This is a genomic window from Klebsiella sp. 4_1_44FAA, from assembly GCF_000238715.1.
GTDB classification, from domain to species: Bacteria; Pseudomonadota; Gammaproteobacteria; order Enterobacterales; family Enterobacteriaceae; genus Klebsiella; species Klebsiella pneumoniae.
Window position 1 is genome coordinate 44,757 of the sequence record NZ_JH414800.1, and the last position, 24,911, is coordinate 69,667.

Genomic DNA, 24,911 nt, shown 5'->3' on the forward strand with positions numbered 1-24,911 from the left:
CACGCGTTTAATGACCAGCACAGTCGTGATGGCAAGGTCAGAATAGCGCTGAGGTCTGCCTCGTGAAGAAGGTGTTGCTGACTCATACCAGGCCTGAATAGCTTCATCATCCAGCCAGAAAGTTATGGAGCCACGGTTGATGAGGGCTTTATTGTAGGTGGGCCAGTTGGTGATTTTGAACTTTTGCTTTGCCACGGAACGGTCTGCGTTGTCGGGAAGATACGTGATCTGATCCTTCAACTCAGCAAAAGTTCGATTTATTCAACAAAGCCGATCTGATCCTTCAACTCAGCAAAAGTTCGATTTATTCAACAAAGCCATGGTTATTTTGAGTAAAAAAAATACCGCAACCCGAATGGATTGCGGACTGAGGATCGGTCAGAAATGAGATGGACTTCAGAACAGGCCCAGCGGCGCGGTGCCGTAGCTCACCAGCAGGTTTTTGGTTTGCTGATAGGCATCCAGCGCCATCTTGTGCGTTTCCCGCCCGACGCCGGACTGTTTATAGCCGCCGAACGCCGCATGCGCCGGGTAGACATGATAGCAGTTGGTCCACACGCGACCGGCTTTAATGCCGCGACCCATGCGATAGGCGAGGTTGGTATCCCGCGTCCACACCCCGGCGCCGAGACCAAACTGGGTCTCATTGGCGATAGCCAGCGCTTCCGCTTCGTCCTTAAAGGTGGTCACCCCGATCACCGGCCCAAAGATCTCCTCCTGGAAGGAGCGCATATCGTTGCGACCTTTAATCAGCGTGGGCTGAATATAAAAACCATTATCCAGCGCCGGCGCGATAGCCGCCCGCTCGCCTCCGGTCAGAATTTGCCCACCCTCTTCCCGGGCAATCTGAATATAGGAGAGGATCTTGTCGAACTGCTGGCGGGAAGCCTGAGCGCCGATCATGGTGTCGGTATCTAACGGATCGCCGCGGCGGATCTGCGCCACCTTCTCCATGACCCGTGCCATAAAGGGCTCATAGATGGATTCATGGATCAGCGCCCGCGACGGGCAGGTACAGACCTCACCCTGGTTGAAGAAGCCGAGCACCAGCCCCTCCACCGCCTTCTCGATAAATTCCTCTTCTCCGTCCATCACGTCGGCGAAGTAGATGTTGGGCGATTTCCCCCCCAGCTCGACGGTGCAGGGGATAATATTTTCCGCCGCGCAGGCGAGAATATGCCGCCCGACCGGCGTGGAGCCGGTAAACGCCAGCTTGGCGATACGCTTGCTGGTGGCCAGCGCCTCGCCCGCCTCTTTGCCGAAACCCTGCACCACGTTAAGCACCCCGGCCGGGAACAGATCGCCGATCAGCTCCAGCAGCAGGGTAATGCTTAGCGGCGTCTGTTCCGCCGGTTTGAGCACCACGCAGTTCCCCGCCGCCAGGGCCGGGGCCAGCTTCCACGCGGCCATCAGCAGCGGGAAGTTCCACGGGATAATCTGCCCGACCACCCCCAGCGGTTCATGGAAATGATAGGCCACCGTGGTTTCGTCAATCTCGGCGGTGCTTCCCTCCTGAGCGCGCAGGCAGCCGGCGAAGTAGCGAAAATGATCCACCGCCAGCGGCAGGTCAGCATTCAGGGTTTCGCGGATCGGTTTCCCATTGTCCCAGCTCTCCGCCACCGCCAGATATTCCAGATGCTGTTCAATACGATCGGCGACCTGTAGCAGCAGCCTGGAGCGCTGTTGCACTGAGGTTTTACCCCACGCCGGCGCCGCGCGATGGGCGGCGTCGAGGGCGAAGTCAATGTCTCTGGCATCCGAGCGGGGAAACTGCGCAATGTTGCTGCCGTCGACCGGCGAAGTATTCATAAAGAATTCACCGCTCAGCGGCTCGACAAATCTACCGTCAATAAAGTTGCCGTAAGCCGATTTAAATGAAACCACGGCGCCGGGCTGGCCAGGATGTGCATAACGCATCGCAAATCTCCTTCTGTAGGGTTGAGACGCAGCGGCATATTGATTTTTTAAATTTGCCGCCGAACGCTTCTCACTGTGCAGGGGTTATGCCAGTTTTTTATTTTCTTTAAATATTTTTATTTATTAATACGTTGCCTTCACTAACCGAGCAGATGGTCAGCCACTGTCGCACGGGTTTCCACTTATGTGTTGCAAATCGCAACACCAAATAAACCAAATGGCTACAATATTGCAACACAGCAACATCGACCCAGAGGTGCCCTGTGGCAGGCAATCCCTTTCTTCTCGCACCAGAGGTTAATGCGAATCCCCTGCTGAGCGATTCGTGGTCTCGCTGCCAGCGCTACGGGCTGGATCCCGCCACCGAGGATTTTCCCCGCCTCGGCGCCGGCGAGCTGGCGGACCGGCTCGCCAGCCACCGCGGCCTGCAGCAGCTGGCGCAGCCGGTGGTGGAAGCCCTGTCGCGCCAGGTCGCAGACCTGCAGTCGGTGGTGATCCTTTCCGACCCCGACGGCCTGGTGCTGCATACTCTCGGCGATACCCAGGCGCTGCAAAAGGCCCAGCGCGTGGCGCTGGCTCCCGGCAATCTGTGGAGTGAAAGCGGGCGCGGGACCAACGCCATCGGCACCGCGCTGGCGATTGACGATGGCTGCGAGATCGATGGCCGTCAGCACTTTCTTACCCGCAACCAGAATCTGTACTGCGCGGCGATGCCGCTCCAGCGACCGGACGGAAGCATCGCCGGGGTGCTGGATATCTCCGGCCCGGCGAATTTTCCCCACCAGCACACCTTTGGCTGGGTAAAAGCGGCGGCAAAGCAAATTGAATATCTGTGGGTGAAACAGAGTCTGCATCCTGAGCAGTGGCTGATGAGCCTGCACCGGCAGGTGGACAAACTCGACAGCGTCGAGGAGCTGCTGCTGGTCTTTTCCGACAACGTCCTCACCGCCGGCAACCGGCTGGCGATGCGCGAGTTCGGCCTGAGCGCGGCGCAGTTTGGCCAGCTCACCTTTGCCTCGCTTTTTCCGACGCTGACGCAAACGGCGGTCAGCGTCCCGCTGCCGCTGACCACGCCGCAGGGCCGCTACCACTATCGCCTGCGGGAGCCCACCCGCCGCCGGGTGGCGGTAAGCGCCCCGCCGGCCATGCATCTCCCCTTTACCAGTCCGCGCGAAGGCGAAAAGCTGCTGCGGCTGCTCAACGCCGGCATCGCCCTGTGCATTGAAGGAGAAACCGGCAGCGGCAAAGAGTATGTCAGCCGCACGTTGCACCGGCACAGCCGCTGGCGCAGCGGTAAATTTGTCGCCATTAACTGCGCCGCCATTCCGGAATCGCTGATCGAATCCGAGCTCTTCGGCTACCAGCCGGGGGCGTTTACCGGCGCCAGCAAAAATGGCTATATCGGTAAAATCCGCGAGGCTGACGGCGGGGTGCTGTTTCTTGATGAGATCGGCGATATGCCGCTGGCGCTGCAGACCCGCCTCCTGCGCGTCCTGCAGGAGAAAGAGGTCGCTCCGCTGGGCGCCAGCCGCAGCGTGCCGGTGAATTTCGCCTTGATCTGCGCCACCCACCGCAACCTGACCCAGCGGGTCAGCGCCGGAGAATTCCGTGAAGATCTGCTGTGGCGCCTCCGGGAATACGCCCTGGCGCTGCCTCCGCTGCGCGAGTGGCCGGCGCTGGAAACCTTTATCGCCACCCTGTGGCACGACCTGGGCGGTGCTTCACGCCGGGTGACGCTTTCAAACGCGCTGCTGGTTCACCTCAGCCAGCTGCCGTGGCCGGGAAACGTACGCCAGCTGCAGAGCGTCCTGAAGGTAATGCTGGCTCTCGCCGATGAGGGCGACACGCTGACGCCCGACGCGCTGCCGGAGGCGTATCGCGCCGCGCCTGCGCCGTTGCCGCGCGGGGGATTGCAGGCCCATGATGAGCAGTTGATTGTCGATACCCTGGCCAGGGTCAACGGCAACGTCAGCCGGGCGGCGCAGATACTGGGTATCGCCCGCAGCACGTTGTACCGCCGTGCCGCCCGTGCCGGACGGCCTCGTCGCTGAGGCTATGGCGTAAAGCGCGCCGGTAGCTTGCACGCTGTCGGAAAACCTCCGCCGCCATAGATGGCGGTTATTTCTCTCTGCGCTAACCAGGTGTTGCGGTAAGAGGTAGCCCTTCCCGCAGGGCATCGATCGCCGCCCGCGTTTTTTGCGGCAGCCACGGCCCCTCCGGCCATACCGCGTGGATGGCGAAACGCACCTGAGCGCTGGGCGCCAACACCTGCTGCAATGTCCCATCGGCAAGCGCCTGCGCCACCAGCCAGTCCGGCAGCCAGGCGATGCCCATCCCCTGCTGCACTGCCGCCGCGATGGCGGCAAAATCATCCTGTATCAGCCACGTCTGCGGACTGAAGCGCACTTCGCCCTGCTGCGGGTCATACAGTTGCCATTTTTGCAGCTGGCCGTTGTGCAGATAGCCGAGGGTACGGTGCTCGTTCAACCCGGCAATAGTCTGCGGCGCTGGCTGCTGGCGCAGGTACTCCGCCGCCGCGCACAGCACCATGCCGTGCTCTCCCAGCGCCCGGGCCCGCAGCGACCCGGTATCGGCCAGGCTCCCGATACGCACCGCAAGATCAAACCCCTCCTCCAGCAGATTGACCTGCCGGTCGCTGTAGTGGAGCTCGAGCTTCAGTAACGGATAGCGCTGGCTGAGGCGGAACAGCAGCGGTGCCACGCAGCGCTGGCCAAACAGCACCGGCAGCGACACCCGCAGCCGCCCCTGCACCTCATCTTTGCCGCGCTGCAGCGTCTCTTCGGCCTCGCGGATGCGCTCCAGCGCTTCCCGGCACTGGAGATAGAATTGCTCCCCCTCTTCCGTCAGCAGTTGCCGTCGGGTGGTACGCTGGAATAACGCCACGCCGAGACGCGCTTCCAGCCGGGCAATGGTTTTTCCCACCGCCGAACGCGTCACATGGAGGATCGCCGCCGCGCTGGCAAAGTTGCCGCTCTCGACCACGGTGACAAATACCGGGATCGCATTCAGATCGTCGCGCACAGATTGGTTCCTTACGGGATACAATAGGGAAAAATAATGTCACTCCTGAGACAAAAAAGACAGTGTTAGTCTTTGCTTCTATCTTTCATTTGAGGCACTCATCATGGCTAACGTTCTGGTTTTAAAATCCAGCATTAATGGCGAAACATCCCTGACCAATCAGTTGATTAACGAATTTCTCGCGGCGCGCCAGGCGGCGGGACACGGTGATCGGCTCACCGAACACGATCTCAGCGCCATGGCGCTGCCAACGCTGGATCGCCCCCTGTTCGCCGCCCTGCGCGGGGCAGTGGATCCGCAGCCTGCTATCCGCGAGGCGGTCGCCCTCTCCGACCAGCTTATCGCCGAGTTAAAGGCCAGCGACCTGCTGGTGATTGGCGCGCCGATGTATAACCTCAACGTCCCGACCGATCTAAAAAAATGGTTCGACCTCGTGGCGCGGGCGCGGGAAACCTTTCGCTACACCGAGAGCTGGCCGCAGGGGCTGGTGGAGGGCGTCCGGGCGGTGGTCGTCAGCAGCCGCGGCGGTATTCACCAGGGAGAAACTACCGACGCCGTCACGCCCTATCTGCGCGCGGTACTGGGGCTGATGGGGATCCAGGAGGTGGAATTTATCTATGCCGAAGGGCTGGACAATCGCCCGCATGGTCGCGACGCCGGGATCGCCAGCGCCCGGGCGCAGATTGCCCGGCTCGCCGTTCCGGCCTGAGTCGTGGAGAAATTGTGCTGGCGCTGGCGGCCTTTTTATTTTAGAGTTATCTAAATTTAGACAAAGATAAAATAAATGACCACACCTGAAGACCTGCAGGCCCGCGCCGGAGAAGCCGCCGCGCTGATGAAAGCGATGAGCAATCCTCACCGATTGCTGATCCTGTGCATGCTGTGCGATGCGCCCAGGGCCAGCGCCGGCGAACTCGCCCGGGCTACAGGGCTGAGCCCCTCCGCCACCTCGCAACACCTCGCGCGGATGCGTGACGAGGGGCTGATCGACAGCGAGCGCGACGCCCAGCGTATCCACTATTCCATCACCCACCCTGCGGTACAGCAGGTGATCAATACGCTGAAAACGCTCTATTGCCCGTGAGGATCCTATGACCATCGCCACCTTAACTCCCGCCGAGGCCCAGGCGCAGATTGCCCAGGGCGCCAGACTGATTGATATCCGCGATGCGGATGAATATGCGCGCGAACATATCCCCGATGCCGAGCTGGTGCCGCTCGCCACTCTGACCAGCGGTGCGCCCCTCAATGCCCGGGCCGGAGAGACGGTCATCTTTCACTGCCAGGCGGGTTCCCGGACGCAGAATAATGCGATTCGTCTGGCCGCGGCCGCCGCGCCGGCGCAGGCCTGCCTGCTGGCAGGAGGAATTCAGGCGTGGAAAGCCGCGGGGTTGCCGGTAGTGGAAGATTCATCACAGCCGCTGCCGCTGATGCGCCAGGTGCAAATTGCCGCTGGCACCCTGATTTTACTGGGGGTGCTGCTGGGCTATACCGTTAACGGCGGCTTTTTCCTGCTCAGCGGCGCGGTCGGCGCCGGGCTCACCTTCGCCGGCGTAACCGGCTTTTGCGGCATGGCGCGTCTGCTGGCGACCATGCCGTGGAACCGGCGCCAGGGGGTTAAAACGCGCTCCAGATAAGCCAGGCAATGCCGCCGAAGAGCAGCCATTTGACGATGTAATAGACCGTCTTATTCCATTTTTTCAACCGCTTACCAACAATACGGATCTGGTAAATATAGCGAAACGCCCGGTTAATCCCGCCGGTGCGATCGCCGATATCGTTGGGCGCCGAAGCGGCGCTCATCAGATGGCGTCCCAGCCAGTGGTTAACTTTCTGCGCCCAGCGGTAGCGCATCGGCCGTTCAATATCGCAGAACAGAATCAGGCGATTCTCACCACTGGTATTTTCCGCATAGTGGATATAGGTCTCGTCAAACAGCACGCCTTCTCCATCGCGCCAACTGTAACGCTGGCCATCCACCTCGATAAAGCAGCGGTCATCGTTCGGCGTTGCCAGGCCCAGATGAAAGCGTAGCGAGCCGGCGTAGGGGTCACGATGGCGCGGCAGACGGCTACCGTCCGGCAGAGTGGCAAACATGGCCGCTTTCACCGACGGGATATCGCGCAGCAGCGCGGTAGTTTGCGGACAGAGCTGGCTGGCGGAAGGATGGGCATCCTCATACCATTTCAGATAAAAGCGTTTCCAGCCGGTTTTGAAAAATGAGTTAAACCCGGCATCGTTATATTTATCGGCCGCTTTAATCTGCTCCAGCTGCTGAAGGTGGAGACCTTCGTCGCGAATAACCTGCCAGTTTTGCTGCAATATCGCCAGCTCGGGAAACATCTCCGGCCGCAGATAAGGCGTATTCGGCACGCGGGAAAATAAATACATAAATCCATTCAGCGGCGCGGTAAATGTGGAATGGTCGGAGAGCTGCCGCCAGAAACGATAGCGCACCCGTCCGCGGTAATGGACATACAGTACAGCAATAACAATGATCAACAGAATGATATACTTCATGGTGTCTTTCCTGACCTGATTGGTGGTAACCCTACCCTCGCCGTCCCCCTTTCTCAGCAGCGGTATGGCGCCAGCAAAACATTAACAATGTTAATACATATAACTCCAAATTGTTTTAACAAAAAACAGCACGCCCGGTGTTCAGTGAGCGGGCGTTGAGCTATGGTTTAGGTTTATCCATGGTGTTAACAGTGAGGAGTGAATTATGTTTGCTGTCGGCGATCTGGTACAACCCCGAGCGGGCGGACCAAAACTGAAAGTGGTGGAAGTGCAAGGGGAGCAACTGGTGGTGGTTCAGGCCGCACAGGAGCAGGGAGAGCGCTATTCGCTGAAGTCGGACGAGGTCACGCCGTATCAGGAAGAGGGAGACTTCGGCGTCTGCTAAAGCCCCTCGCTTAAAGTCATAAGGCCAGGCCGGTGGGTCTCTCACCACCGGCCTGGCGCTGGCCCGAAGGCGTTAAATTAAAAAGCTATCCAGCGATTTACCCTGGGCGACAGCCTCGGCAATCGGCTTCGGCATTCTTCCCTGTCCGGTCCAGGTTTTCTCTGCGCCAGTATGATCGGTATAACGATATTTCGCCGGGCGCGGTTGACGCTTTTTGCCTCCCGCCTTTGGCGGCTGAATATCGGCCACCAGCTCGTCAGGAGAAATACCGTCGGCGCGCATCAGTTCAAGCCAGGTATTCACTTTCTCCTGATATTCAGCCTGCTGCTGAGCTGCCTGCTGCTGTTGCGTACGTTTTTCTTCAGTGACGATCCTGAGCTTTTCCAGCATCTCTTCAAGCACGTCAATGGAGAATTCACGGGACAGGGCACGCAGTGAACGGATATTATTCAGTTTGTGTAACATTGAAGACATAAAATTAAAAAATTCCAAATAGCAAATTAAAAGATACAACGCGGCAAGTGTAATAGAAACGTTTATTTATTTCCAGCCTTCGGTTGTCCAGATAAATATATAAGGTGGATATTAGCGGTTATCCCCTGGAACTATATTGGCAAATACCTGAGCCTTTTTCATAAGCACAGGCAAAAAAGAGAGTGAATAAATAAAAAAGGCAGAATGACGGGAAAAACCACCGTTCTCGCCAGGAATATTAGCTTTATGGTCAGCGGGTTACCTGCTGTTCATACGTGGACGCACTGATACATACCTTTGGCCACAGTGAATAGTTAATCAGAAAATGGGAATAAAACAACAATTCGCAATTCAGAATTTTTCACCATAAAAACGCGACTTACGGCATAAAAAATCCTAAAAGAGAGCGGAATCACACACTCGCGTGATGTTGCGCCATGGTTGGCTATCAGGCGCCGTTCCCTCGGCCAGTCTCGATTTCGCAATCAAGAGTAACACATTGATAAATATTGATATTTTCAAAAACAGGAATAAAAGTAGCGTAACGAACAAAAAACAAACCAGCGCAGAGTATTTTATCGACAAAAAGGCGATAAATAAAAATTTATAGCTAGTTGCCACTTTTAATGCAGAGATATACTCTACGCACATCAAAACAGGCAGCCCAAAAACGCTATACCAACGCGCATTTTTCGGCGTTAATGACTTCATTTTCGAGGAGCACTCCGATGTTCTCTGCGCACTCCCGCTTGCGGCATGCGGTTGCAGACACCTTTGCGATGGTGGTTTACTGCACCGTCGTCAACATGATGATCGAAATTTTTCTCTCTGGTATGACGTTTGAGCAGTCGTTATCGTCGCGTCTGGTGGCGATCCCGGTCAACATTATTATTGCCGTACCCTATGGGATTTATCGCGATTTCGCCATGCGTCAGGCCCGGCGCATCAGCCCGGCCAGGTGGATGAAAAATATGGCCGACGTGCTGGCCTACGTCACCTTTCAGTCGCCGGTGTATGTCGCTATTCTGTGGAGCGTGGGTGCTGACTGGCACCAGATTGTCGCCGCGGTGAGCTCGAACCTGGCGGTATCGATGATGATGGGCGCCGCCTACGGCTACTTCCTCGACTATTGCCGCCGCCTGTTCCGCGTGGCGCCCTATCAGCAGGCGAAGGCCTGACCAACGCGTTAGCAGCGACTGGCTCTGCCAGTCGCCTCTTCCCGCCAGCCCGCCTCGCCTGGATCCTTAAATGCCTATCGCCGTATTAATTCGTCGACATTGCCGGCTGGGCTTCGCCAAATAGCCCATTCAGAAAACGCTCAAGCGCCATGCGTGAGCTAAATCCATGCGGAATACCATAATGTTGTTGCGCATCCCCGGCTAAATACAGCGGAAACTGTTCATAATGATCACAGGTTTTGATATCTGAAGCCGGTTCGGCCAGCATATTGCTGCGCTCTTTTAACGCCGGATGAATAACTAACGCTGTTCGCCCCATGCGCGCTTCGCGGTTCACATAAACATAATTATCGCCGCGGCGATAGCCGTACGCTTTTTGCGTCACAACATCCATGGTGAAGCCGGCTTTTTCAAGAACACGCGCCACCTCATCGGGTCTTAAATACATACTGATTCCTCGTTATCTTTTACCGCACATTGACCTTACCTTATTCATTAAGGACAGTGCTTTCGGAAAATTCCAGAAACCACAACAGTAAGCATAATTCAAAATCTTGTCCTACACTTACTCACTCGATGGAATTAAGGGAGATAACGATGGCTAACCATGTGAACCGCAACAATTTTGACGAGAACGCCGAAGATATTCATAACGATGTCAGCCAATTAGCGGATACGCTGGAAGAGGTGCTGAAATCATGGGGCAGTGACGCCAAAGAGGAAGCGGAAGCGGCGCGTGTCAAAGCGCAGTCGCTGTTAAAAGAGACTCGTGCCCGCCTTAATGGCCACAACCGGGTGCAGCAGGCGGCGCTGGATGCGCGCCAGGCAGCGTGCGATGCGCTGGGCTGTGCCGATACCTACGTGCGCAATAAACCGTGGCACAGTGTGGGCGCCGCCGCCGCCGTCGGGGTATTTATTGGCGTATTGCTCAATTTACGTCGATAATAGCTTAAGCGTCGGCTGCCGCCGCGCGATTGGCGCGCGGTAGCCCGCGAGCTTTACGGAAGGCAATGAAGATAACAAATACGCGTCAGCCCCTGCGCGCCTCTGGCCGCAGGGGTTTTTCTGCTTCCCCGACTTAAGCGCCATCAAATCGCAATCGCCTCTCTCAGCCGTCGGGCAAGTCCGTCAGCCATCGCCGGCGAACGTATATTGGTAAAACTCATCAGTAATCCCCCCTCGCCCGCGTGGCGAATCCGCCAGTCGCTCAGCGCCTGCACCGCCAGCCCGGCCACAACCGCCCGCCGCGCGAGCAGCCGATCGTCGCCGCTGACCGACATAACCAGTTGAATTCCCCCCAGCTGCGGCGTGACCTGAAAGCCCTGCGCCTGCAGAGCCGACTCCAGCCACTGTCTACGCTGGCTATAGCTGGCACGCATTTTCTTCAAATGACGCCAAAAATGTCCCTGCTGGATAAAATCCGCCAGCGTCTGCTGCCACAGGGTGGGAACGGTGCAGGACTGGCGCTCCGCGGTCTGGTGAAAACGCGCCACCAGCGGGGTCGGCACCACCAGCCAGGCGGTGCGCAGCGCCGGGAACATCGACTTACTGAAGGTGCCCGCGTAGATGACCCTCTGCGGCGCATCAAGGCTTTTCAGCGGCGGCAGCGGTTTGCCGTGATAGCGAAACTCGCTATCGTAATCGTCCTCAATGATCCACGCGTCGCGCTCCGCGGCCCACGCCAGCAGCTGGCGGCGTCGGGGAAGCGACAGCGCGACCCCCAGCGGACTCTGATGGGCTGGTGTGAGCAGGGCAAATCGCGCCTGCGGGTGATGACGCTGGCCCCAGCCGACGTCCATCCCTTCGTCGTCCACGGGAATCGCATCCACCGCCAGCTGCCCAGCCTCGACGACCGGCCGGATAAAGGGATACCCCGGATCTTCCATCCACATATGCTGTCCCGGCTGCGCCAGGGTACGCAGGATAAGGTTCATGGAGGCGGCATAGCCGCCGGTGATCAACACCTGATCCGGCTGACAGTCGATACTACGCGACAGGCGTAGATAATCGACGATAGCCTGGCGCAGAAGCGGATCGCCGCCGGGATCGCCGGGTGCAAGATCGAACCGCGACTGCGTCCGCAGCCGACGCCCCATCACCCGCGCCCACTGCCCGCGCGGAAAGAGATCCAGCGCCGGCAGCCCCATCTGAAACGGCAGCGGCTCCGTCGGCGCGGCCGGTTGCACTGGCGGTACCGGCGCCAGCTGGCGCGGGCTGAGCCGCTCGCTGACAAAGGTCCCCGCCTGCCCACGCCGCTCGAGCCATCCCTGGGCGACCAGCTCTCCCCAGGCGTTTTCGATGGTCGCCCGGGAGACGCCCTGCTCCTGAGCGTACACCCGGCTGGCGGGCAAACGGCTGCCCGGGGTCAGTTCGCCACGTTCAATCGCCGATTTCAACTGGCGGGCGATACGCTGATAAAGCGGGAGGTTAATTGCTTCCATTATGGTCTGCTTTTTTCATCAGAATATGGCTATCTTTTGCAGTCCATTATAGTGCTATTTTGGCTGCCGTCTTAGAGAGGAGAACACCATGAACCAATTACGTCAGCCATTCAGTGAACTGAGCCCGGAAGTCTATAAAGGGCTGGTACAGGCCAGCATCGCGCTGGAGAAAAGCGAGCTGGGCAACGCCCTGGTAGAGCTGGTTTATTTACGCGTCTCGCAGATCAACGGCTGCGCCTTCTGTCTTGAGAAACATAGCCAGGCGCTGCGCAAAGGCGGCATGGCGCAAAGCAAACTGGATGCCCTTGCGGGCTGGCGGGTAAGCGCCCACTTTACTCCGGCCGAACGCGCGGCGCTGGCTTGGGCCGAGTCGGTCACCGACATTGCCACCAGCCATGCGGAAGATGAGGTTTACCAGCCGCTGCGCGAACATTTTACCCCGCGTCAGATAAGCGATCTGACCTTCGCCGTCAGTCTGATGAACGCCTTTAACCGCCTCGCCGTGGCCATGCGCCTGTAGTTCCGCACAGCCTCCCCCCTCCTCCGCCGATCTATCCCGGCGGGGGACTCGCTTGCCAAAAACGCTATATATTGAGTGGTTGAAGTTTTAAATAACTACATCTAGTATTTCCTTATCGAATGGCCCACTACGTTCGACGCTATGTTTAGCGCCGTGCTGTTATCTTAAATGGAAATACGAATCATGCGCATTATTATTTACACTCGAAATGACTGCGTGCAGTGCCATGCCACCCGGCGAGCCATGGAGAGCCGGGGACTGGCCTTTGAAATGGTCAACGTCGACCAGCAGCCGGATGCCGCCGACACCCTGCGCGAGCAGGGATTTCGCCAGCTGCCGGTGGTGATCGCCGGTGAGCTGCGCTGGAGCGGCTTCCGCCCGGATATGATCAATCGCCTGCGCCCCTCCTTTACGGCGGCCAGCGCATGAGCCTCATCGTCTACTTCTCCAGCCGTTCGGAGAATACCCATCGCTTTGTGCAGCGCCTGGGGCTGCCGGCGGTGCGCATCCCGCTGAACGAGCGTGAACATCTGCGGGTAGACGAGCCCTATATTCTCATCGTTCCCAGCTATGGCGGCGGCGGCACCGCCGGCGCGGTACCGCGTCAGGCGATCCGCTTTTTAAACGACGTGCATAACCGCCAGCTGATCCGCGGAGTGATTGCCGCCGGCAATCGCAACTTTGGCGACGGCTGGGGGCGTGCCGGAGATGTCATCGCGCAAAAATGCGCCGTGCCCTATCTCTACCGCTTCGAGCTGATGGGAACCCCCGACGATATCAACACCGTGCGTAAAGGAGTCAGCGAATTTTGGCAACGACAACCGCAGAACGTATAACCGCCGCCGTGGATTTTCACGCCCTCAACGCGATGCTGAATTTGTACGACAGCGAGGGCCGCATCCCGTTTGAAAAAGATCGCCAGGCGGTTGAGGCCTTTATGGCGACCCAGGTTCAGCCCAACGCCCTCACCTTCCCCAGCCAGGAGGATAAGCTCAGCTGGCTCGTCAGCGAGGGCTATTACGATCCGCAGGTGCTGGCCGGCTATGACCGCGGGTTTGTGCTGGCGTTGTTCGCCCATGCCCGGCGCGCTCCGTTTCGCTTTCAGACCTTCCTCGGCGCCTGGAAGTTCTATACCAGCTATGCGCTGAAGACCTTTGACGGCAAGCACTACCTCGAGGATTTCGCCGAACGCAGCGTGATGGTGGCCCTGACGCTGGCCCGGGGCGATGAACAGCAGGCGCGGCAGCTGACGGAGGAGATACTCAACGGCCGCTTTCAGCCCGCCACACCGACCTTCCTTAACGCTGGCAAACAGCAGCGCGGGGAGCTGATCTCCTGCTTCCTGCTGCGTATTGAGGATAATATGGAGTCCATCGGCCGGGCGGTGAACTCGGCGCTACAGCTGTCGAAGCGCGGCGGCGGGGTGGCCTTTTTACTCTCCAACCTGCGCGAGGCCGGGGCGCCGATCAAGCGCATCGAAAACCAGTCTTCTGGGGTGGTGCCGGTGATGAAGATGCTGGAGGACGCCTTCTCCTATGCCAATCAGCTCGGCGCCCGCCAGGGGGCGGGTGCGGTCTGGCTGCATGTTCACCATCCCGATATTTTACGCTTTCTTGATACCCGGCGTGAAAATGCCGATGAGAAAATCCGCATCAAAACCTTGTCGCTGGGGGTGGTGATCCCTGATATCACCTTCCAGCTGGCGAAAGAAGATGCGCAGATGGCCCTGTTCTCGCCTTATGACGTCGAACGGCTGTACGGCAAACCTTTCGCCGATTGCGCCATCGGCGACCTCTATCCGCAGCTGGTGGCCGACGAGCGGGTCCGCAAGCGCTGGATCCGCGCCCGCGACCTGTTCCAGCGCCTGGCGGAGATCCAGTTTGAATCCGGCTACCCGTACATCATGTTTGAAGACACCGTGAACCGCGCCAGTCCGGTGGCCGGGCGGGTCACCATGAGCAATCTGTGTTCGGAGATCCTGCAGGTCAGTACGCCGTCCGCCTATAGTGAAGACCTCAGCTATGCCCATATCGGGGAAGATATCTCCTGCAACCTCGGCTCGCTGAACATCGCCCATACCATGGACTCGCCGGATTTCGGCCGCACAATCGCCACCGCGGTGCGCGCCCTGACCGCCGTGTCCGACATGAGCGATATTCAGTCGGTTCCCTCGGTGGCGGCCGGCAACGCGGCCTCCCACGCCATCGGCCTGGGGCAGATGAATCTGCACGGTTACCTGGCGCGGGAAGGCATTGCCTACGGCAGCCCGGAGGGGCTGGACTTCACCAATATCTACTTCTACACCGTGACCTGGCACGCGCTGCACACCTCGATGCAGCTGGCCCGCGAGCGCGGCCAGCGCTTCGCCGGCTTCGAGCAGTCGCGCTACGCCAGCGGGGCGTACTTCGACAAATATCTGCAGGAGGAGTGGCAGCCGAAAACCGAACGGGTGCGCACGCTGTTCGCCCGCGCCGGCATCTCTCTGCCCGACCGGGAAAGCTGGCGCCAGCTGCGCGACGATGTCATGCGCTATGGCATCTACAATCGCTATCTGCAGGCGGTGCCGCCCACCGGCTCGATCTCGTACATCAACCATGCCACCTCCAGCATTCACCCGATCGTCTCGAAGATTGAGATCCGCAAAGAGGGGAAAACCGGACGGGTGTACTACCCCGCGCCATTTATGAATAACGACAATCTGGCCCTCTACCAGGATGCGTATGAGATAGGGCCGGAGAAGATCATTGACACTTACGCCGAGGCGACGCGCCACGTCGACCAGGGGCTGTCGCTGACCCTGTTCTTCCCCGATACCGCCACCACCCGCGATATCAACAAGGCGCAAATTTACGCCTGGAAGAAAGGCATCAAGACGCTCTACTACATCCGTCTGCGCCAGCTGGCGCTGGAAGGCACTGAAATTGAAGGCTGCGTGTCCTGCGCGCTGTAAGGAGAACAGGATGACCCATTTAACGCGCGTCAGCGCAATCAACTGGAACCGCATTGATGACGATAAAGATCTTGAGGTCTGGAACCGTCTCACCAGCAACTTCTGGCTGCCGGAGAAAGTGCCGCTGTCGAACGACATTCCCGCCTGGCAAACCCTCAGCGCGGCGGAGCAGCAGTTGACCATTCGCGTCTTTACCGGATTGACCCTGCTTGACACCATTCAGAACACCGTCGGCGCCCCGGCGCTAATGGCGGACGCCTTAACCCCGCATGAGGAGGCGGTGCTGTCGAACATCAGCTTTATGGAGGCGGTTCATGCCCGCTCTTACAGCTCCATCTTTTCCACGCTGTGCCACAGCAAGGAGGTGGATGCCGCCTTCGCCTGGAGCGAAAGCTGCGATCCCCTGCAGCGCAAGGCGCAGCTGATGCTGGGTTACTATCAGGCCGACGAGCCGCTGAAGAAAAAAATCGCCAGCGTGTTCCTCGAATCCTTTCTCTTCTACTCCGGCTTCTGGCTGCCGATGTACTTCTCCAGCCGGGGAAAGCTGACCAACACTGCGGATCTGATCCGCCTGATCATTCGCGATGAAGCGGTGCATGGCTATTACATCGGCTACAAGTACCAGAAAGGACTGGAGATCGTCAGCCCCGGCAAGCGCGAAGAATTGAAAAATTTCGCCCTCGATCTGCTGATGGATCTTTACGACAACGAACTGGCCTACAGCCGGGAGCTGTACGGCGAGAGCGGCTGGTTCGACGACGTCAGCGCTTTCCTGTGCTACAACGCCAACAAAGCGCTGATGAACCTCGGCTACGAGGCGCTGTTCCCGGCGGAGATGGCGGCGGTCAATCCGGCAATCCTCGCAGCGCTGTCGCCCAACGCCGACGAAAACCATGACTTTTTCTCCGGTTCCGGCTCCTCCTACGTGATAGGAAAAATGGAAGAGACCGCCGACGACGATTGGGACTTTTAACCGTACTTTCACCAGGAATATCGCAGGCGGATTCCTGGTGATTAATTTCAAAAAATAGCGTTTAATCCACCAAATATTCTCTCCATGACCTAACCGTCATCACTTCGTCATATTTAGCAGAAAACCGGTCCATTTCAGTCGAATTATCCAAAGATAATCAAAAAATATTACCAACAACAAATTACCGCCCAGCCCTTATATCACGGGGGCTTAGCCACAGTTGTCCCCATCTGATTTTGCCGAGAGTTTGCCATTGAGGGTTGTCACAGAATCTGAGTATGTTAGGGTGTAAAAAGATCATAATCACCATCGGGTATCATATCGCAATAAACAAATAACAGGAACTTCTCTATTGCATGGCAATTAAATTAGAAATCAAAAATCTTTATAAGATATTTGGCGAGCATCCACACCGTGCTTTCAAATATATTGAGAAAGGACTCAACAAAGCGCAAATACTGGAAAAAACGGGGCTGTCGCTTGGCGTCAAAGACGCCAGTCTGGCCATTGAAGAAGGCGAGATATTCGTCATCATGGGGCTCTCCGGCTCGGGGAAATCCACCATGGTTCGCCTTCTCAATCGCCTGATTGAACCCACCCGCGGCCAGGTGCTGATTGACGGGGTCGATATCGCCAAAATGTCGGATGCCGAGCTGCGCGAGGTGCGTCGCAAGAAAATTGCGATGGTTTTTCAGTCCTTTGCGCTGATGCCGCACATGAGCGTGCTCGACAACACGGCGTTTGGCATGGCGCTTGCCGGCGTTCCCGCCGCCGAACGAGAGCAAAAAGCCCGGGAGGCGCTGCGTCAGGTGGGGCTGGAGAATTATGCCCACGCCTGGCCGGATGAACTCTCCGGCGGCATGCGCCAGCGCGTCGGTTTAGCTCGCGCCCTGGCGATTAATCCCGATATTCTGTTAATGGATGAAGCCTTCTCTGCGCTCGATCCGCTCATTCGTACCGAAATGCAGGATGAGCTCATCAAATTACAGGCGAAGCATCAACGCACTATCGTCTTTATTTCCCATGACCTTGATGAAGCCATGCGAATTGGCGATCGTATCGCCATTATGCAAAATGGCGAAGTGGTCCAGGTCGGCACTCCGGATGAAATATTAAATAATCCGGCCAATGATTATGTGCGCACCTTCTTCCGCGGCGTGGATATTAGCCAGGTATTCAGCGCGAAAGATATTGCCCGCCGCAGCCCGGTTGGCCTGATTCGTAAAACGCCTGGTTTTGGCCCCCGTTCGGCGCTGAAATTATTACAGGATGAAGACCGGGAATATGGCTATGTCATAGAGCGCGGTAATCGCTTTGTCGGGATTGTCTCGATTGATTCTCTGAAAACAGCCCTCAGCGCCGGGCAGGGGATCGAGGCGGCGCTGATTGACGCCCCGCTGGCGGTGGAAGCGCAAACCCCGCTCAGCGATCTGCTCTCCCACGTCGGCCACGCTCCGTGCGCCGTGCCGGTAGTGGATGAAGAACAACAATATATTGGCATCATTTCCAAACGGATGTTGCTCCAGGCTTTAGATCGCGAGGGGGTGAATCATGGCTGATCAGACCAATCCATGGGGCAGCGCCCCGTCAACCGACAGCGCCGCGCAGGCTGCCGACGCCTGGGGTGGCGCCTCTACTGCCGCGCCGGCTAATGGCGGCGGCGCCGACTGGCTGCACAGCGCCCCGGCGCCGCAACCGGAACAGTTCAATATCATGGATCCGTTCCATAAGACCCTGATCCCGCTCGACAGCTGGGTGACCCACGCCATCGACTGGATCGTGCTGCACTTCCGTCCGCTGTTCCAGGGGATCCGCGTGCCGATCGACTACATCCTCAGCGCCTTCCAGCAGCTGCTGTTGGGGATGCCGGCGCCGGTGGCGATTATCGTCTTCGCGCTAATCGCCTGGCAGATCTCCAGCCTCGGCATGGGGGTCGCCACTCTGGTATCGCTGATTGCCATCGGCGCCATCGGCGCGTGGTCGCAAGCCATGGTCACTCTGGCGCTGGTCCTCACCGCCCTGCTGTTCTGCATGGTTATCGGCTTGCCGCTGGGGATCTGGCTAGCGCGCAGCCCGCGGGCGGCGAAAATCATCCGCCCGCTGTTGGATGCCATGCAGACCACGCCGGCGTTCGTCTATCTGGTGCCGATCGTGATGCTGTTCGGCATCGGCAACGTACCGGGCGTGGTGGTGACGATTATCTTCGCCCTGCCGCCGATCGTCCGTCTGACCATCCTCGGGATAAACCAGGTGCCTGCGGATCTGATCGAAGCGTCGCGCTCATTTGGCGCCAGCCCGCGCCAGCTGCTGTTTAAGGTGCAGCTGCCGCTGGCCATGCCCACCATTATGGCCGGGGTTAACCAGACCCTGATGCTGGCCCTGTCGATGGTAGTGATCGCCTCGATGATCGCCGTCGGCGGCCTCGGCCAGATGGTGCTGCGCGGTATCGGTCGCCTGGATATGGGCCTGGCGACCGTCGGCGGGGTGGGGATCGTGATCCTGGCGATTATTCTTGACCGCCTCACCCAGGCCGTCGGTCGCGACGCCCGCAGTCGCGGCAACCGCCGCTGGTACACCACCGGCCCGCTGGGGCTTATCACTCGCCCTTTCTGTCGATAAGTCGATAACAGCGCCGCTCCCCGACACCAGCCGATGCCCGGGAGCGGCCCTTCCCGTTAAACAATAAGAGGAACCACCATGCGACATAGTACGATGTTGGCCACCGCCGCCTTTGCCACCCTGCTCGCCACCAGCGCCTTCGCCGCCGACCTGCCGGGTAAAGGGATTACGGTGAAGCCCGCTCAGAGCACTATCTCCGAAGAGAGCTTCCAGACCCTGCTGGTCAGTCGCGCGCTGGAGAAGCTGGGCTACACCGTCGAGAAACCCAGCGAAGTGGACTATAACGTTGCCTATACGTCGATTGCCGCCGGAGATACCACCTTTATCGCCACCAACTGGCAACCGCTGCACGATGACATGTACGCCGCGGCGGGCGGTGATAACAAATTCTATCGCAAAGGAGTGTACGTCTCAGGCGCCGCCCAGGGCTATTTGATCGACAAAAAAACCGCTGAGCAGTACCACATCACCTCCATCGATCAGCTCAAAGATCCGCAGATCGCCAAACTGTTTGATACCAACAATGACGGTAAAGCGGATCTCACCGGCTGTACCCCAGGATGGGGCTGCGAAGCAGTGATTAACCATCAGATTGACGCCTATGGCCTGAGCAAAACCGTCACCCATAACCAGGGCAACTACGCGGCGATGATGGCCGACACCATTGCCCGGTATAAAGAGGGTAAACCGGTGCTCTACTACACCTGGACGCCGTACTGGGTTAGCGACGTGCTGAAGCCTGGCAAGGACGTCGTCTGGCTGCAGGTGCCGTTCTCCTCCCTGCCGGGCGAACAGAAAAACATCGACACCAAACTGGCCAACGGCGCCAACTATGGCTTCCCGGTGAACACCATGCACATCGTCGCTAACAAAGCCTGGGCGGAGAAAAATCCGGCCGCCGCCACTCTGTTTAGCGTCATGAAGCTGCCGATCGCCGACATCAACGCCGAGAATGCGATGATGCACGAAGGCCATGCTTCCGAAGCCGACATTAACGGCCACGTTGATGGCTGGATCAAAGCCCACCAGCCGCTGTTCGACAGCTGGGTGAAAACCGCCCTCGCCGCGCAGCAGTAAACCCGCTCACGGATAAGGCCCAGCGCCTTATCCGGCCCCCTTGCCCCCTTTCTCGTGGCCAGGTCATAGAAACGCGATTCCAGGAATTTCCATAGTGTTAAGGCGCATCGCGCTCTGTTAAGGTGGAGACATCGGTCAAATTGCCATCTTCACATGGATCCAGCGATAAGTTATTCATATGGAAAACCCCGCACCCTTAACCTGTGCCTTACCTGAACGCGTCGCCACCGTCGGCGAAGGCGTCAAAGACAGTCTCCCCATCGTCATCAGCTACCTTCCGGTGGCATTCGCCTTCGGACTCAATGCCACCCGGCTGGGCTTCACCCCGCTGGAAAGCCTGTTCTTCTCCTGCATTATTTACGCTGGCGCCAGCCAGTTTGTGATCACCGCCATGTTGGCCGCCGGCAGTTCGCTGTGGGTCGCCGCCCTGACGGTAATGGCGATGGATGTCCGCCACGTGCTGTATGGCCCCTCATTGCGCAGCCGCATTCGCTCAGCGCTGGATAAAAAGAAAACCGCCCTCTGGGCCTTCGGCCTGACCGATGAGGTTTTCGCCGCCGCTACCGCCAGGCTGGTTCGCGATAACCGCCGCTGGAGCGAAAACTGGATGCTTGGTCTCGCTTTTACCTCGTGGGCATCGTGGGTGTGCGGCACGCTGGCCGGCGCCTGGTCCGGCAACGGCCTGCTGGTGGATTATCCGGCGGTGGAAGCCGCCCTCGGCTTTATGCTGCCGGCGCTGTTTATGAGCTTCCTGCTGGCCTCTTTCCAGCGTCAGCAGTCACTCTGCGTCACGGCGGCGCTGGCGGGCGCGCTGGGCGGCATTCTGTTATTTTCCATTCCGGCGGCGATCCTCGCCGGAATTGTCTGCGGGTGTCTGACGGCGCTGCTTCAGGCCATGCTCAAGGGGATGCCGGATGAACAGTGAAGTCCTTCTGCTCGGGGTGATAGTCGGCGGCGTCAACTATCTCTTTCGCTATCTTCCTCTGCGTTTGCGCGTCGGCCACGCCCGTCCTGCCCGCCGCGGCCCGGTCAGCGTGCTGCTGGATACCATTGGCATCGCCTCGATTTGCGCGCTGCTGGTGGTCTCCAGCGTGCCGGAGATCCTCGCCGATGCCCATCGTCTGGCGCCGACGCTGACCGGCTTCCTGGTGCTGGGCGCCGCCTTCTGGAAAACCCGCAGCATCATTGTCCCGACCCTGCTGTCGGCGTTTGCCTATGGTCTGGCATGGAAAATCACCAACGGGCTCTAAGCTTTACGTATCAATTTTGGTCAATAATTCATTTGATTTATTTGTCACAATAGTTATTATATCGGCTGTAATTAATGAGGTCATACCCAAATGGATAGTTCGTTTACTCCCATTGAGCAAATGCTCAAGTTCCGCGCCAGCCGCCATGAAGATTTCCCGTTTCAGGAGATCCTGTTAACTCGTCTTTGCATGCATATGCAAGGTAAGCTGCTGGAAAATCGCAATAAAATGCTCAAAGCGCAGGGAATTAACGAGACATTATTTATGGCGCTGATTACGCTGGAGTCACAGGAAAACCACAGCATCCAGCCGTCCGAGCTGAGCTGTGCGCTGGGCTCGTCACGTACCAACGCCACCCGTATCGCTGATGAACTGGAAAAACGCGGCTGGATTGAGCGCCGCGAGAGCGATAACGATCGTCGCTGTTTGCATCTGCAACTGACCGAAAAGGGCCATCAGTTTTTGCGTGAAGTCCTGCCGCCGCAGCATAACTGCCTGCATCAGCTGTGGTCTTCACTTAGCACCAGCGAAAAAGATCAGCTCGAACACATCACCCGCAAACTCCTGAGCCGCCTTGATCAGATGGAAGAAGAAGGCGTGCTAGCGGACTCTCTACGCTAAGGGCGGCGTCGCTCAGCCCATTTTTACGTTGCAAGGAAAACAGCCAGGCCAGCAGATCTCTGCTGGCCTTTCTGATAAACAGGTCGGCTCAGCCGATGTGAAATAATAAGATCGTGGAGAATAACATGAGTGCAAATGCGGAGAGCCAAACCCCGCAGCAACCAGGCAGCAAAAAAGGAAAGCGTAAAGGCGCCCTTCTGTTGCTGACATTGCTCTTCATTATTATTGCCGTGGCATATGGGATTTACTGGTTTCTGGTACTGCGTCACTACGAAGAGACCGACGATGCCTACGTGGCAGGGAATCAGGTACAAATTATGGCTCAGGTCGCGGGCAGCGTGACCAAAGTCTGGGCTGACAACACGGACTACGTGCAGAAAGGCGATCCGCTGGTCACTCTCGATCGGACCGATGCCCAACAGGCGTTTGAAAAGGCTAAGACCCAACTGGCCGCCAGCGTCCGTCAGACCCGCCAGCAGATGATCAACAGCAAGCAGCTGCAGGCAAATATCGACGTCAAAAAAACCGCCCTCTCCCAGGCGCAGGCTGACCTGAACCGCCGCATCCCGCTGGGCGCCGCGAACCTCATTGGCCGCGAAGAGCTGCAGCACGCCCGCGATACCGTCGCCAGCGCACAGGCCGAACTCGACGTGGCAATCCAGCAGTACAACGCCAACCAGGCGATCGTGCTGGGCACCAGGCTGGAACAGCAGCCGGCGGTGCTCCAGGCGGCCACTGAAGTGCGTAACGCCTGGCTGGCCCTGCAGCGTACGCAGATCGTCAGCCCGATTAGCGGCTACGTTTCCCGTCGCTCGGTACAGCCTGGCGCGCAGATCGGCACCACCACGCCGCTGATGGCGGTGGTCCCGGCGACCAACCTGTGGATCGATGCTAACTTTAAAGAGACTCAGCTGGCGCATATGCGTATCGGCCAGCCGGCCACCGTGATCAGCGATATCTATGGCGATGACGTGAAATACACCGGTAAAGTGGTCGGTCTGGATATGGGTACCGGCAGCGCCTTCTCCCTGCTGCCGGCGCAGAATGCCACCGGCAACTGGATCAAAGTGGTACAGCGCCTGCCGGTTCGTATCGAGCTGGATGAAAAACAACTAGCGGAACACCCGCTGCGCATCGGCCTCTCGACGCTGGTGGAAGTCAACACCACCGATCGCGATGGTGAAATGCTGGCCAGCCAGGTGCGGAGCTCCCCGGTTTACGAGAGCAATGCCCGCGAAATCGCTCTCGATCCGGTTAATAAGCTGATAGACGAGATCATTCAGGCCAACGCCGGATAATTCGGGGTGAGTGTAATGCAACAGCAAAAACCGCTGGAAGGCGCGCAGCTGGTCATTATGACCATTGCGCTGTCGCTCGCGACGTTCATGCAGGTGCTGGATTCCACTATCGCCAACGTGGCGATCCCGACCATTGCCGGCAACCTTGGCTCGTCGCTGAGCCAGGGGACCTGGGTCATCACCTCGTTCGGGGTCGCTAACGCCATCTCCATCCCGATCACCGGCTGGCTGGCCAAGCGCGTCGGCGAGGTGAAGCTGTTCCTGTGGTCAACCACCGCCTTCGCCATTGCCTCCTGGGCCTGCGGCGTCTCCAACAGCCTGACGATGCTGATTTTCTTCCGCGTCATTCAGGGGATCGTCGCCGGACCGCTGATCCCGCTGTCGCAAAGTCTGCTGCTCAGCAACTATCCCCCGGCGAAGCGCTCTATCGCTCTGGCGCTGTGGTCAATGACGGTGATTGTCGCGCCCATCTGCGGTCCGATCCTCGGCGGCTATATCAGCGATAACTATCACTGGGGCTGGATCTTCTTTATCAACGTGCCCATTGGCGTGGCGGTGGTGCTGATGACCCTGCAGACCCTGCGCAACCGGGAAACCAAAACCGAACAGCGGCGGATCGACGGTGTCGGTCTGGCGCTGCTGATCATCGGTATCGGTAGCCTGCAGGTGATGCTGGACCGGGGTAAAGAGCTGGACTGGTTCTCCTCCAATGAGATTATCATTCTGACCATCGTGGCGGTGGTGGCGATAAGCTTCCTGATCGTCTGGGAGCTAACCGACGATAACCCGATTGTCGATCTATCGCTATTTAAGTCGCGCAACTTCACCATCGGCTGCCTCTGTATCAGTCTGGCCTATATGCTCTACTTCGGCGCCATCGTGCTGCTGCCGCAGCTGTTGCAGGAGGTCTACGGCTACACCGCGACCTGGGCCGGCCTGGCGTCGGCGCCGGTGGGAGTGATCCCGGTCATTCTGTCGCCGATTATCGGCCGCTTCGCGCATAAGCTCGACATGCGGCGGCTGGTCACCTTCAGCTTTATTATGTACGCGGTCTGCTTCTACTGGCGCGCCTGGACCTTCGAACCGGGGATGGACTTTGGCGCCTCGGCGTGGCCACAGTTTATCCAGGGCTTCGCGGTGGCCTGCTTCTTCATGCCGTTGACCACCATCACCCTCTCCGGCCTGCCGCCGGAGCGGCTGGCGGCGGCGTCGAGCCTGTCGAACTTCACCCGTACCCTTGCCGGCTCCATCGGGACCTCGATCACCACCACCCTGTGGACCAACCGCGAGGCGCTGCATCATGCGCAGCTCACCGAATCGGTGACCCCCTTTAACCCCAACGCGCAGCAGATATACGATCAGCTGCAGGGCATGGGAATGACGCAGCAGCAGGCGTCCGGCTGGATAGCGCAGCAGATAACCAACCAGGGGCTGATTATCTCCGCCAACGAAATCTTCTGGATTTCTGCGGCTATTTTCATCCTGCTGTTGGGGCTGGTGTGGTTCGCCAGACCACCGTTCAGCGCCGGCGGAGGCGGCGGCGGCGCGCACTAAGCCTCACATAAAGGGACCTCCGGGTCCCTTTTTTACGGCGTCAGGTTGTCCAGTTCTCGCTAGTTTCTGTCTCGTTTGCGAAAGCCCGTCAC

27 protein-coding genes are annotated in these 24,911 nt (G+C 58.4%); 20 read left to right on the forward strand and 7 right to left on the reverse strand.

The window, feature by feature from the left end:
• Positions 1-240 (reverse strand): transposase (locus HMPREF1024_RS0126390; RefSeq protein WP_170956250.1); only part of this gene is annotated, 240 nt, incomplete at its 3' end.
• 156 nt (positions 241-396) lie between these two features.
• Positions 397-1,917 (reverse strand): aldehyde dehydrogenase family protein, encoded by a 1,521-nt coding sequence (locus tag HMPREF1024_RS15175; RefSeq protein WP_004174747.1) that lies wholly within the window; start codon positions 1,915-1,917, stop codon positions 397-399.
• A 263-nt stretch (positions 1,918-2,180) separates the two neighbouring features.
• Between HMPREF1024_RS15175 and HMPREF1024_RS15170 the strand changes: the two genes are divergently transcribed.
• Positions 2,181-3,968, forward strand: a complete 1,788-nt coding sequence (locus tag HMPREF1024_RS15170) for a sigma-54-dependent Fis family transcriptional regulator (protein ID WP_004151036.1) — start codon at positions 2,181-2,183, stop codon at positions 3,966-3,968.
• Between the two features lie 82 nt (positions 3,969-4,050).
• Here HMPREF1024_RS15170 and HMPREF1024_RS15165 read toward each other — a convergent pair whose 3' ends face one another.
• Positions 4,051-4,959, reverse strand: coding sequence for a LysR family transcriptional regulator (locus HMPREF1024_RS15165; RefSeq protein ID WP_004145715.1), 909 nt, complete (start codon positions 4,957-4,959; stop codon positions 4,051-4,053).
• A 103-nt stretch (positions 4,960-5,062) separates the two neighbouring features.
• Between HMPREF1024_RS15165 and HMPREF1024_RS15160 the strand changes: the two genes are divergently transcribed.
• The 3 genes from HMPREF1024_RS15160 (at position 5,063) to HMPREF1024_RS15150 (ending at position 6,596) form a co-directional block, all read left to right on the forward strand.
• On the forward strand, positions 5,063-5,668 hold the full coding sequence (locus HMPREF1024_RS15160) for an FMN-dependent NADH-azoreductase (protein WP_004212889.1): 606 nt from the start codon (positions 5,063-5,065) through the stop codon (positions 5,666-5,668).
• Between the two features lie 75 nt (positions 5,669-5,743).
• Entirely contained in the window at positions 5,744-6,043 is a 300-nt protein-coding gene (locus HMPREF1024_RS15155; RefSeq protein WP_009308474.1) for a helix-turn-helix transcriptional regulator, read from the forward strand.
• Between the two features lie 7 nt (positions 6,044-6,050).
• Positions 6,051-6,596, forward strand: a complete 546-nt coding sequence (locus HMPREF1024_RS15150; RefSeq protein ID WP_004900029.1) for a rhodanese family protein — start codon at positions 6,051-6,053, stop codon at positions 6,594-6,596.
• On the opposite strand, the gene lpxO is transcribed toward HMPREF1024_RS15150, so the two are convergent.
• Positions 6,577-7,479, reverse strand: coding sequence for a lipid A hydroxylase LpxO (gene lpxO, locus HMPREF1024_RS15145; protein WP_002914281.1), 903 nt, complete (start codon positions 7,477-7,479; stop codon positions 6,577-6,579). The genes HMPREF1024_RS15150 and lpxO overlap by 20 nt on opposite strands.
• A gap of 205 nt (positions 7,480-7,684) precedes the next feature.
• Here lpxO and HMPREF1024_RS15140 point away from each other — a divergent pair, with 205 nt between their 5' ends.
• Positions 7,685-7,864 carry a hypothetical protein gene (locus HMPREF1024_RS15140; RefSeq protein WP_002914284.1) on the forward strand — a complete coding sequence of 60 codons (180 nt, stop codon included), beginning with the start codon at positions 7,685-7,687 and terminating at the stop codon, positions 7,862-7,864.
• 72 nt (positions 7,865-7,936) lie between these two features.
• Here HMPREF1024_RS15140 and stpA read toward each other — a convergent pair whose 3' ends face one another.
• Positions 7,937-8,338, reverse strand: a complete 402-nt coding sequence (gene stpA, locus HMPREF1024_RS15135; protein ID WP_002914287.1) for a DNA-binding protein StpA — start codon at positions 8,336-8,338, stop codon at positions 7,937-7,939.
• 728 nt (positions 8,339-9,066) lie between these two features.
• Here stpA and alaE point away from each other — a divergent pair.
• Positions 9,067-9,516 (forward strand): L-alanine exporter AlaE, encoded by a 450-nt coding sequence (gene alaE, locus HMPREF1024_RS15130; RefSeq protein WP_002914289.1) that lies wholly within the window; start codon positions 9,067-9,069, stop codon positions 9,514-9,516.
• Between the two features lie 85 nt (positions 9,517-9,601).
• Here the strand turns inward: alaE and HMPREF1024_RS15125 are convergent, their stop codons facing one another.
• Positions 9,602-9,964 (reverse strand): DUF2002 family protein, encoded by a 363-nt coding sequence (locus HMPREF1024_RS15125; RefSeq protein ID WP_002914291.1) that lies wholly within the window; start codon positions 9,962-9,964, stop codon positions 9,602-9,604.
• Positions 9,965-10,113: 149 nt separating this feature from the next.
• On the opposite strand from HMPREF1024_RS15125, the gene HMPREF1024_RS15120 reads away from it, so the two are divergent.
• Entirely contained in the window at positions 10,114-10,461 is a 348-nt protein-coding gene (locus HMPREF1024_RS15120; RefSeq protein WP_002914293.1) for a DUF883 domain-containing protein, read from the forward strand.
• Between the two features lie 143 nt (positions 10,462-10,604).
• Here HMPREF1024_RS15120 and HMPREF1024_RS15115 read toward each other — a convergent pair whose 3' ends face one another.
• On the reverse strand, positions 10,605-11,957 hold the full coding sequence (locus tag HMPREF1024_RS15115) for a PLP-dependent aminotransferase family protein (protein WP_004900038.1): 1,353 nt from the start codon (positions 11,955-11,957) through the stop codon (positions 10,605-10,607).
• Between the two features lie 88 nt (positions 11,958-12,045).
• On the opposite strand from HMPREF1024_RS15115, the gene HMPREF1024_RS15110 reads away from it, so the two are divergent.
• The 13 genes from HMPREF1024_RS15110 to emrB all read left to right on the forward strand — a co-directional run bounded on the left by HMPREF1024_RS15110 (position 12,046) and on the right by emrB (position 24,819).
• Positions 12,046-12,477 (forward strand): carboxymuconolactone decarboxylase family protein, encoded by a 432-nt coding sequence (locus tag HMPREF1024_RS15110; protein WP_004145727.1) that lies wholly within the window; start codon positions 12,046-12,048, stop codon positions 12,475-12,477.
• Positions 12,478-12,660: 183 nt separating this feature from the next.
• Entirely contained in the window at positions 12,661-12,906 is a 246-nt protein-coding gene (nrdH, locus tag HMPREF1024_RS15105) for a glutaredoxin-like protein NrdH (RefSeq protein ID WP_002914320.1), read from the forward strand.
• The gene (gene nrdI, locus HMPREF1024_RS15100; protein WP_002914321.1) at positions 12,903-13,313 is read left to right on the forward strand and encodes a class Ib ribonucleoside-diphosphate reductase assembly flavoprotein NrdI; all 411 of its coding nucleotides are present in this window, start codon (positions 12,903-12,905) and stop codon (positions 13,311-13,313) included. Before nrdH ends, nrdI begins: the two co-directional genes overlap by 4 nt.
• Positions 13,286-15,427: a class 1b ribonucleoside-diphosphate reductase subunit alpha gene (gene nrdE / locus HMPREF1024_RS15095; protein ID WP_009308475.1), complete on the forward strand. Its 2,142-nt coding sequence runs from the start codon at positions 13,286-13,288 to the stop codon at positions 15,425-15,427. Before nrdI ends, nrdE begins: the two co-directional genes overlap by 28 nt.
• A 10-nt stretch (positions 15,428-15,437) precedes the next feature.
• Positions 15,438-16,400, forward strand: coding sequence for a class 1b ribonucleoside-diphosphate reductase subunit beta (gene nrdF, locus HMPREF1024_RS15090; RefSeq protein WP_002914327.1), 963 nt, complete (start codon positions 15,438-15,440; stop codon positions 16,398-16,400).
• Positions 16,401-16,756: 356 nt separating this feature from the next.
• Entirely contained in the window at positions 16,757-17,959 is a 1,203-nt protein-coding gene (gene proV, locus HMPREF1024_RS15085; protein ID WP_002914328.1) for a glycine betaine/L-proline ABC transporter ATP-binding protein ProV, read from the forward strand.
• Positions 17,952-19,019 (forward strand): glycine betaine/L-proline ABC transporter permease ProW, encoded by a 1,068-nt coding sequence (proW, locus tag HMPREF1024_RS15080; protein WP_004174727.1) that lies wholly within the window; start codon positions 17,952-17,954, stop codon positions 19,017-19,019. Before proV ends, proW begins: the two co-directional genes overlap by 8 nt.
• A gap of 78 nt (positions 19,020-19,097) precedes the next feature.
• Positions 19,098-20,096 (forward strand): glycine betaine/L-proline ABC transporter substrate-binding protein ProX, encoded by a 999-nt coding sequence (gene proX, locus HMPREF1024_RS15075; protein WP_002914330.1) that lies wholly within the window; start codon positions 19,098-19,100, stop codon positions 20,094-20,096.
• A 178-nt stretch (positions 20,097-20,274) separates the two neighbouring features.
• Complete coding sequence (locus tag HMPREF1024_RS15070) at positions 20,275-21,021, forward strand: AzlC family ABC transporter permease (protein WP_002914333.1); 747 nt, start codon at positions 20,275-20,277, stop codon at positions 21,019-21,021.
• The gene (ygaH, locus tag HMPREF1024_RS15065) at positions 21,011-21,346 is read left to right on the forward strand and encodes an L-valine transporter subunit YgaH (protein WP_002914335.1); all 336 of its coding nucleotides are present in this window, start codon (positions 21,011-21,013) and stop codon (positions 21,344-21,346) included. Before HMPREF1024_RS15070 ends, ygaH begins: the two co-directional genes overlap by 11 nt.
• 90 nt (positions 21,347-21,436) lie before the next feature.
• Positions 21,437-21,967 carry a transcriptional repressor MprA gene (gene mprA / locus HMPREF1024_RS15060; protein ID WP_002914337.1) on the forward strand — a complete coding sequence of 177 codons (531 nt, stop codon included), beginning with the start codon at positions 21,437-21,439 and terminating at the stop codon, positions 21,965-21,967.
• Positions 21,968-22,092: 125 nt separating this feature from the next.
• Positions 22,093-23,265, forward strand: coding sequence for a multidrug efflux MFS transporter periplasmic adaptor subunit EmrA (gene emrA, locus HMPREF1024_RS15055; RefSeq protein ID WP_009308476.1), 1,173 nt, complete (start codon positions 22,093-22,095; stop codon positions 23,263-23,265).
• 15 nt (positions 23,266-23,280) lie between these two features.
• Positions 23,281-24,819, forward strand: coding sequence for a multidrug efflux MFS transporter permease subunit EmrB (emrB, locus tag HMPREF1024_RS15050; RefSeq protein ID WP_002914342.1), 1,539 nt, complete (start codon positions 23,281-23,283; stop codon positions 24,817-24,819).
• The last annotated feature ends 92 nt before the right edge of the window (positions 24,820-24,911 follow it).

Bases quoted from the DNA above. Each gene is read 5' to 3' on its own strand.
- emrA (WP_009308476.1), top strand. From the start codon at position 22,093: ATGAGTGCAAATGCGGAGAGCCAAACCCCGCAGCAACCAGGCAGCAAA.
- lpxO (WP_002914281.1), bottom strand. From the start codon at position 7,479: ATGAAGTATATCATTCTGTTGATCATTGTTATTGCTGTACTGTATGTC.
- HMPREF1024_RS15110 (WP_004145727.1), top strand. From the start codon at position 12,046: ATGAACCAATTACGTCAGCCATTCAGTGAACTGAGCCCGGAAGTCTAT.
- HMPREF1024_RS15155 (WP_009308474.1), top strand. From the start codon at position 5,744: ATGACCACACCTGAAGACCTGCAGGCCCGCGCCGGAGAAGCCGCCGCG.
- stpA (WP_002914287.1), bottom strand. From the start codon at position 8,338: ATGTCTTCAATGTTACACAAACTGAATAATATCCGTTCACTGCGTGCC.
- ygaH (WP_002914335.1), top strand. From the start codon at position 21,011: ATGAACAGTGAAGTCCTTCTGCTCGGGGTGATAGTCGGCGGCGTCAAC.
- HMPREF1024_RS15115 (WP_004900038.1), bottom strand. From the start codon at position 11,957: ATGGAAGCAATTAACCTCCCGCTTTATCAGCGTATCGCCCGCCAGTTG.
- proW (WP_004174727.1), top strand. From the start codon at position 17,952: ATGGCTGATCAGACCAATCCATGGGGCAGCGCCCCGTCAACCGACAGC.
- HMPREF1024_RS15070 (WP_002914333.1), top strand. From the start codon at position 20,275: ATGGAAAACCCCGCACCCTTAACCTGTGCCTTACCTGAACGCGTCGCC.
- nrdH (WP_002914320.1), top strand. From the start codon at position 12,661: ATGCGCATTATTATTTACACTCGAAATGACTGCGTGCAGTGCCATGCC.
- nrdF (WP_002914327.1), top strand. From the start codon at position 15,438: ATGACCCATTTAACGCGCGTCAGCGCAATCAACTGGAACCGCATTGAT.
- proV (WP_002914328.1), top strand. From the start codon at position 16,757: ATGGCAATTAAATTAGAAATCAAAAATCTTTATAAGATATTTGGCGAG.
- HMPREF1024_RS15140 (WP_002914284.1), top strand. From the start codon at position 7,685: ATGTTTGCTGTCGGCGATCTGGTACAACCCCGAGCGGGCGGACCAAAA.
- nrdI (WP_002914321.1), top strand. From the start codon at position 12,903: ATGAGCCTCATCGTCTACTTCTCCAGCCGTTCGGAGAATACCCATCGC.
- mprA (WP_002914337.1), top strand. From the start codon at position 21,437: ATGGATAGTTCGTTTACTCCCATTGAGCAAATGCTCAAGTTCCGCGCC.
- alaE (WP_002914289.1), top strand. From the start codon at position 9,067: ATGTTCTCTGCGCACTCCCGCTTGCGGCATGCGGTTGCAGACACCTTT.
- emrB (WP_002914342.1), top strand. From the start codon at position 23,281: ATGCAACAGCAAAAACCGCTGGAAGGCGCGCAGCTGGTCATTATGACC.
- HMPREF1024_RS15125 (WP_002914291.1), bottom strand. From the start codon at position 9,964: ATGTATTTAAGACCCGATGAGGTGGCGCGTGTTCTTGAAAAAGCCGGC.
- proX (WP_002914330.1), top strand. From the start codon at position 19,098: ATGCGACATAGTACGATGTTGGCCACCGCCGCCTTTGCCACCCTGCTC.
- HMPREF1024_RS15120 (WP_002914293.1), top strand. From the start codon at position 10,114: ATGGCTAACCATGTGAACCGCAACAATTTTGACGAGAACGCCGAAGAT.
- HMPREF1024_RS15150 (WP_004900029.1), top strand. From the start codon at position 6,051: ATGACCATCGCCACCTTAACTCCCGCCGAGGCCCAGGCGCAGATTGCC.
- HMPREF1024_RS15160 (WP_004212889.1), top strand. From the start codon at position 5,063: ATGGCTAACGTTCTGGTTTTAAAATCCAGCATTAATGGCGAAACATCC.
- HMPREF1024_RS15175 (WP_004174747.1), bottom strand. From the start codon at position 1,917: ATGCGTTATGCACATCCTGGCCAGCCCGGCGCCGTGGTTTCATTTAAA.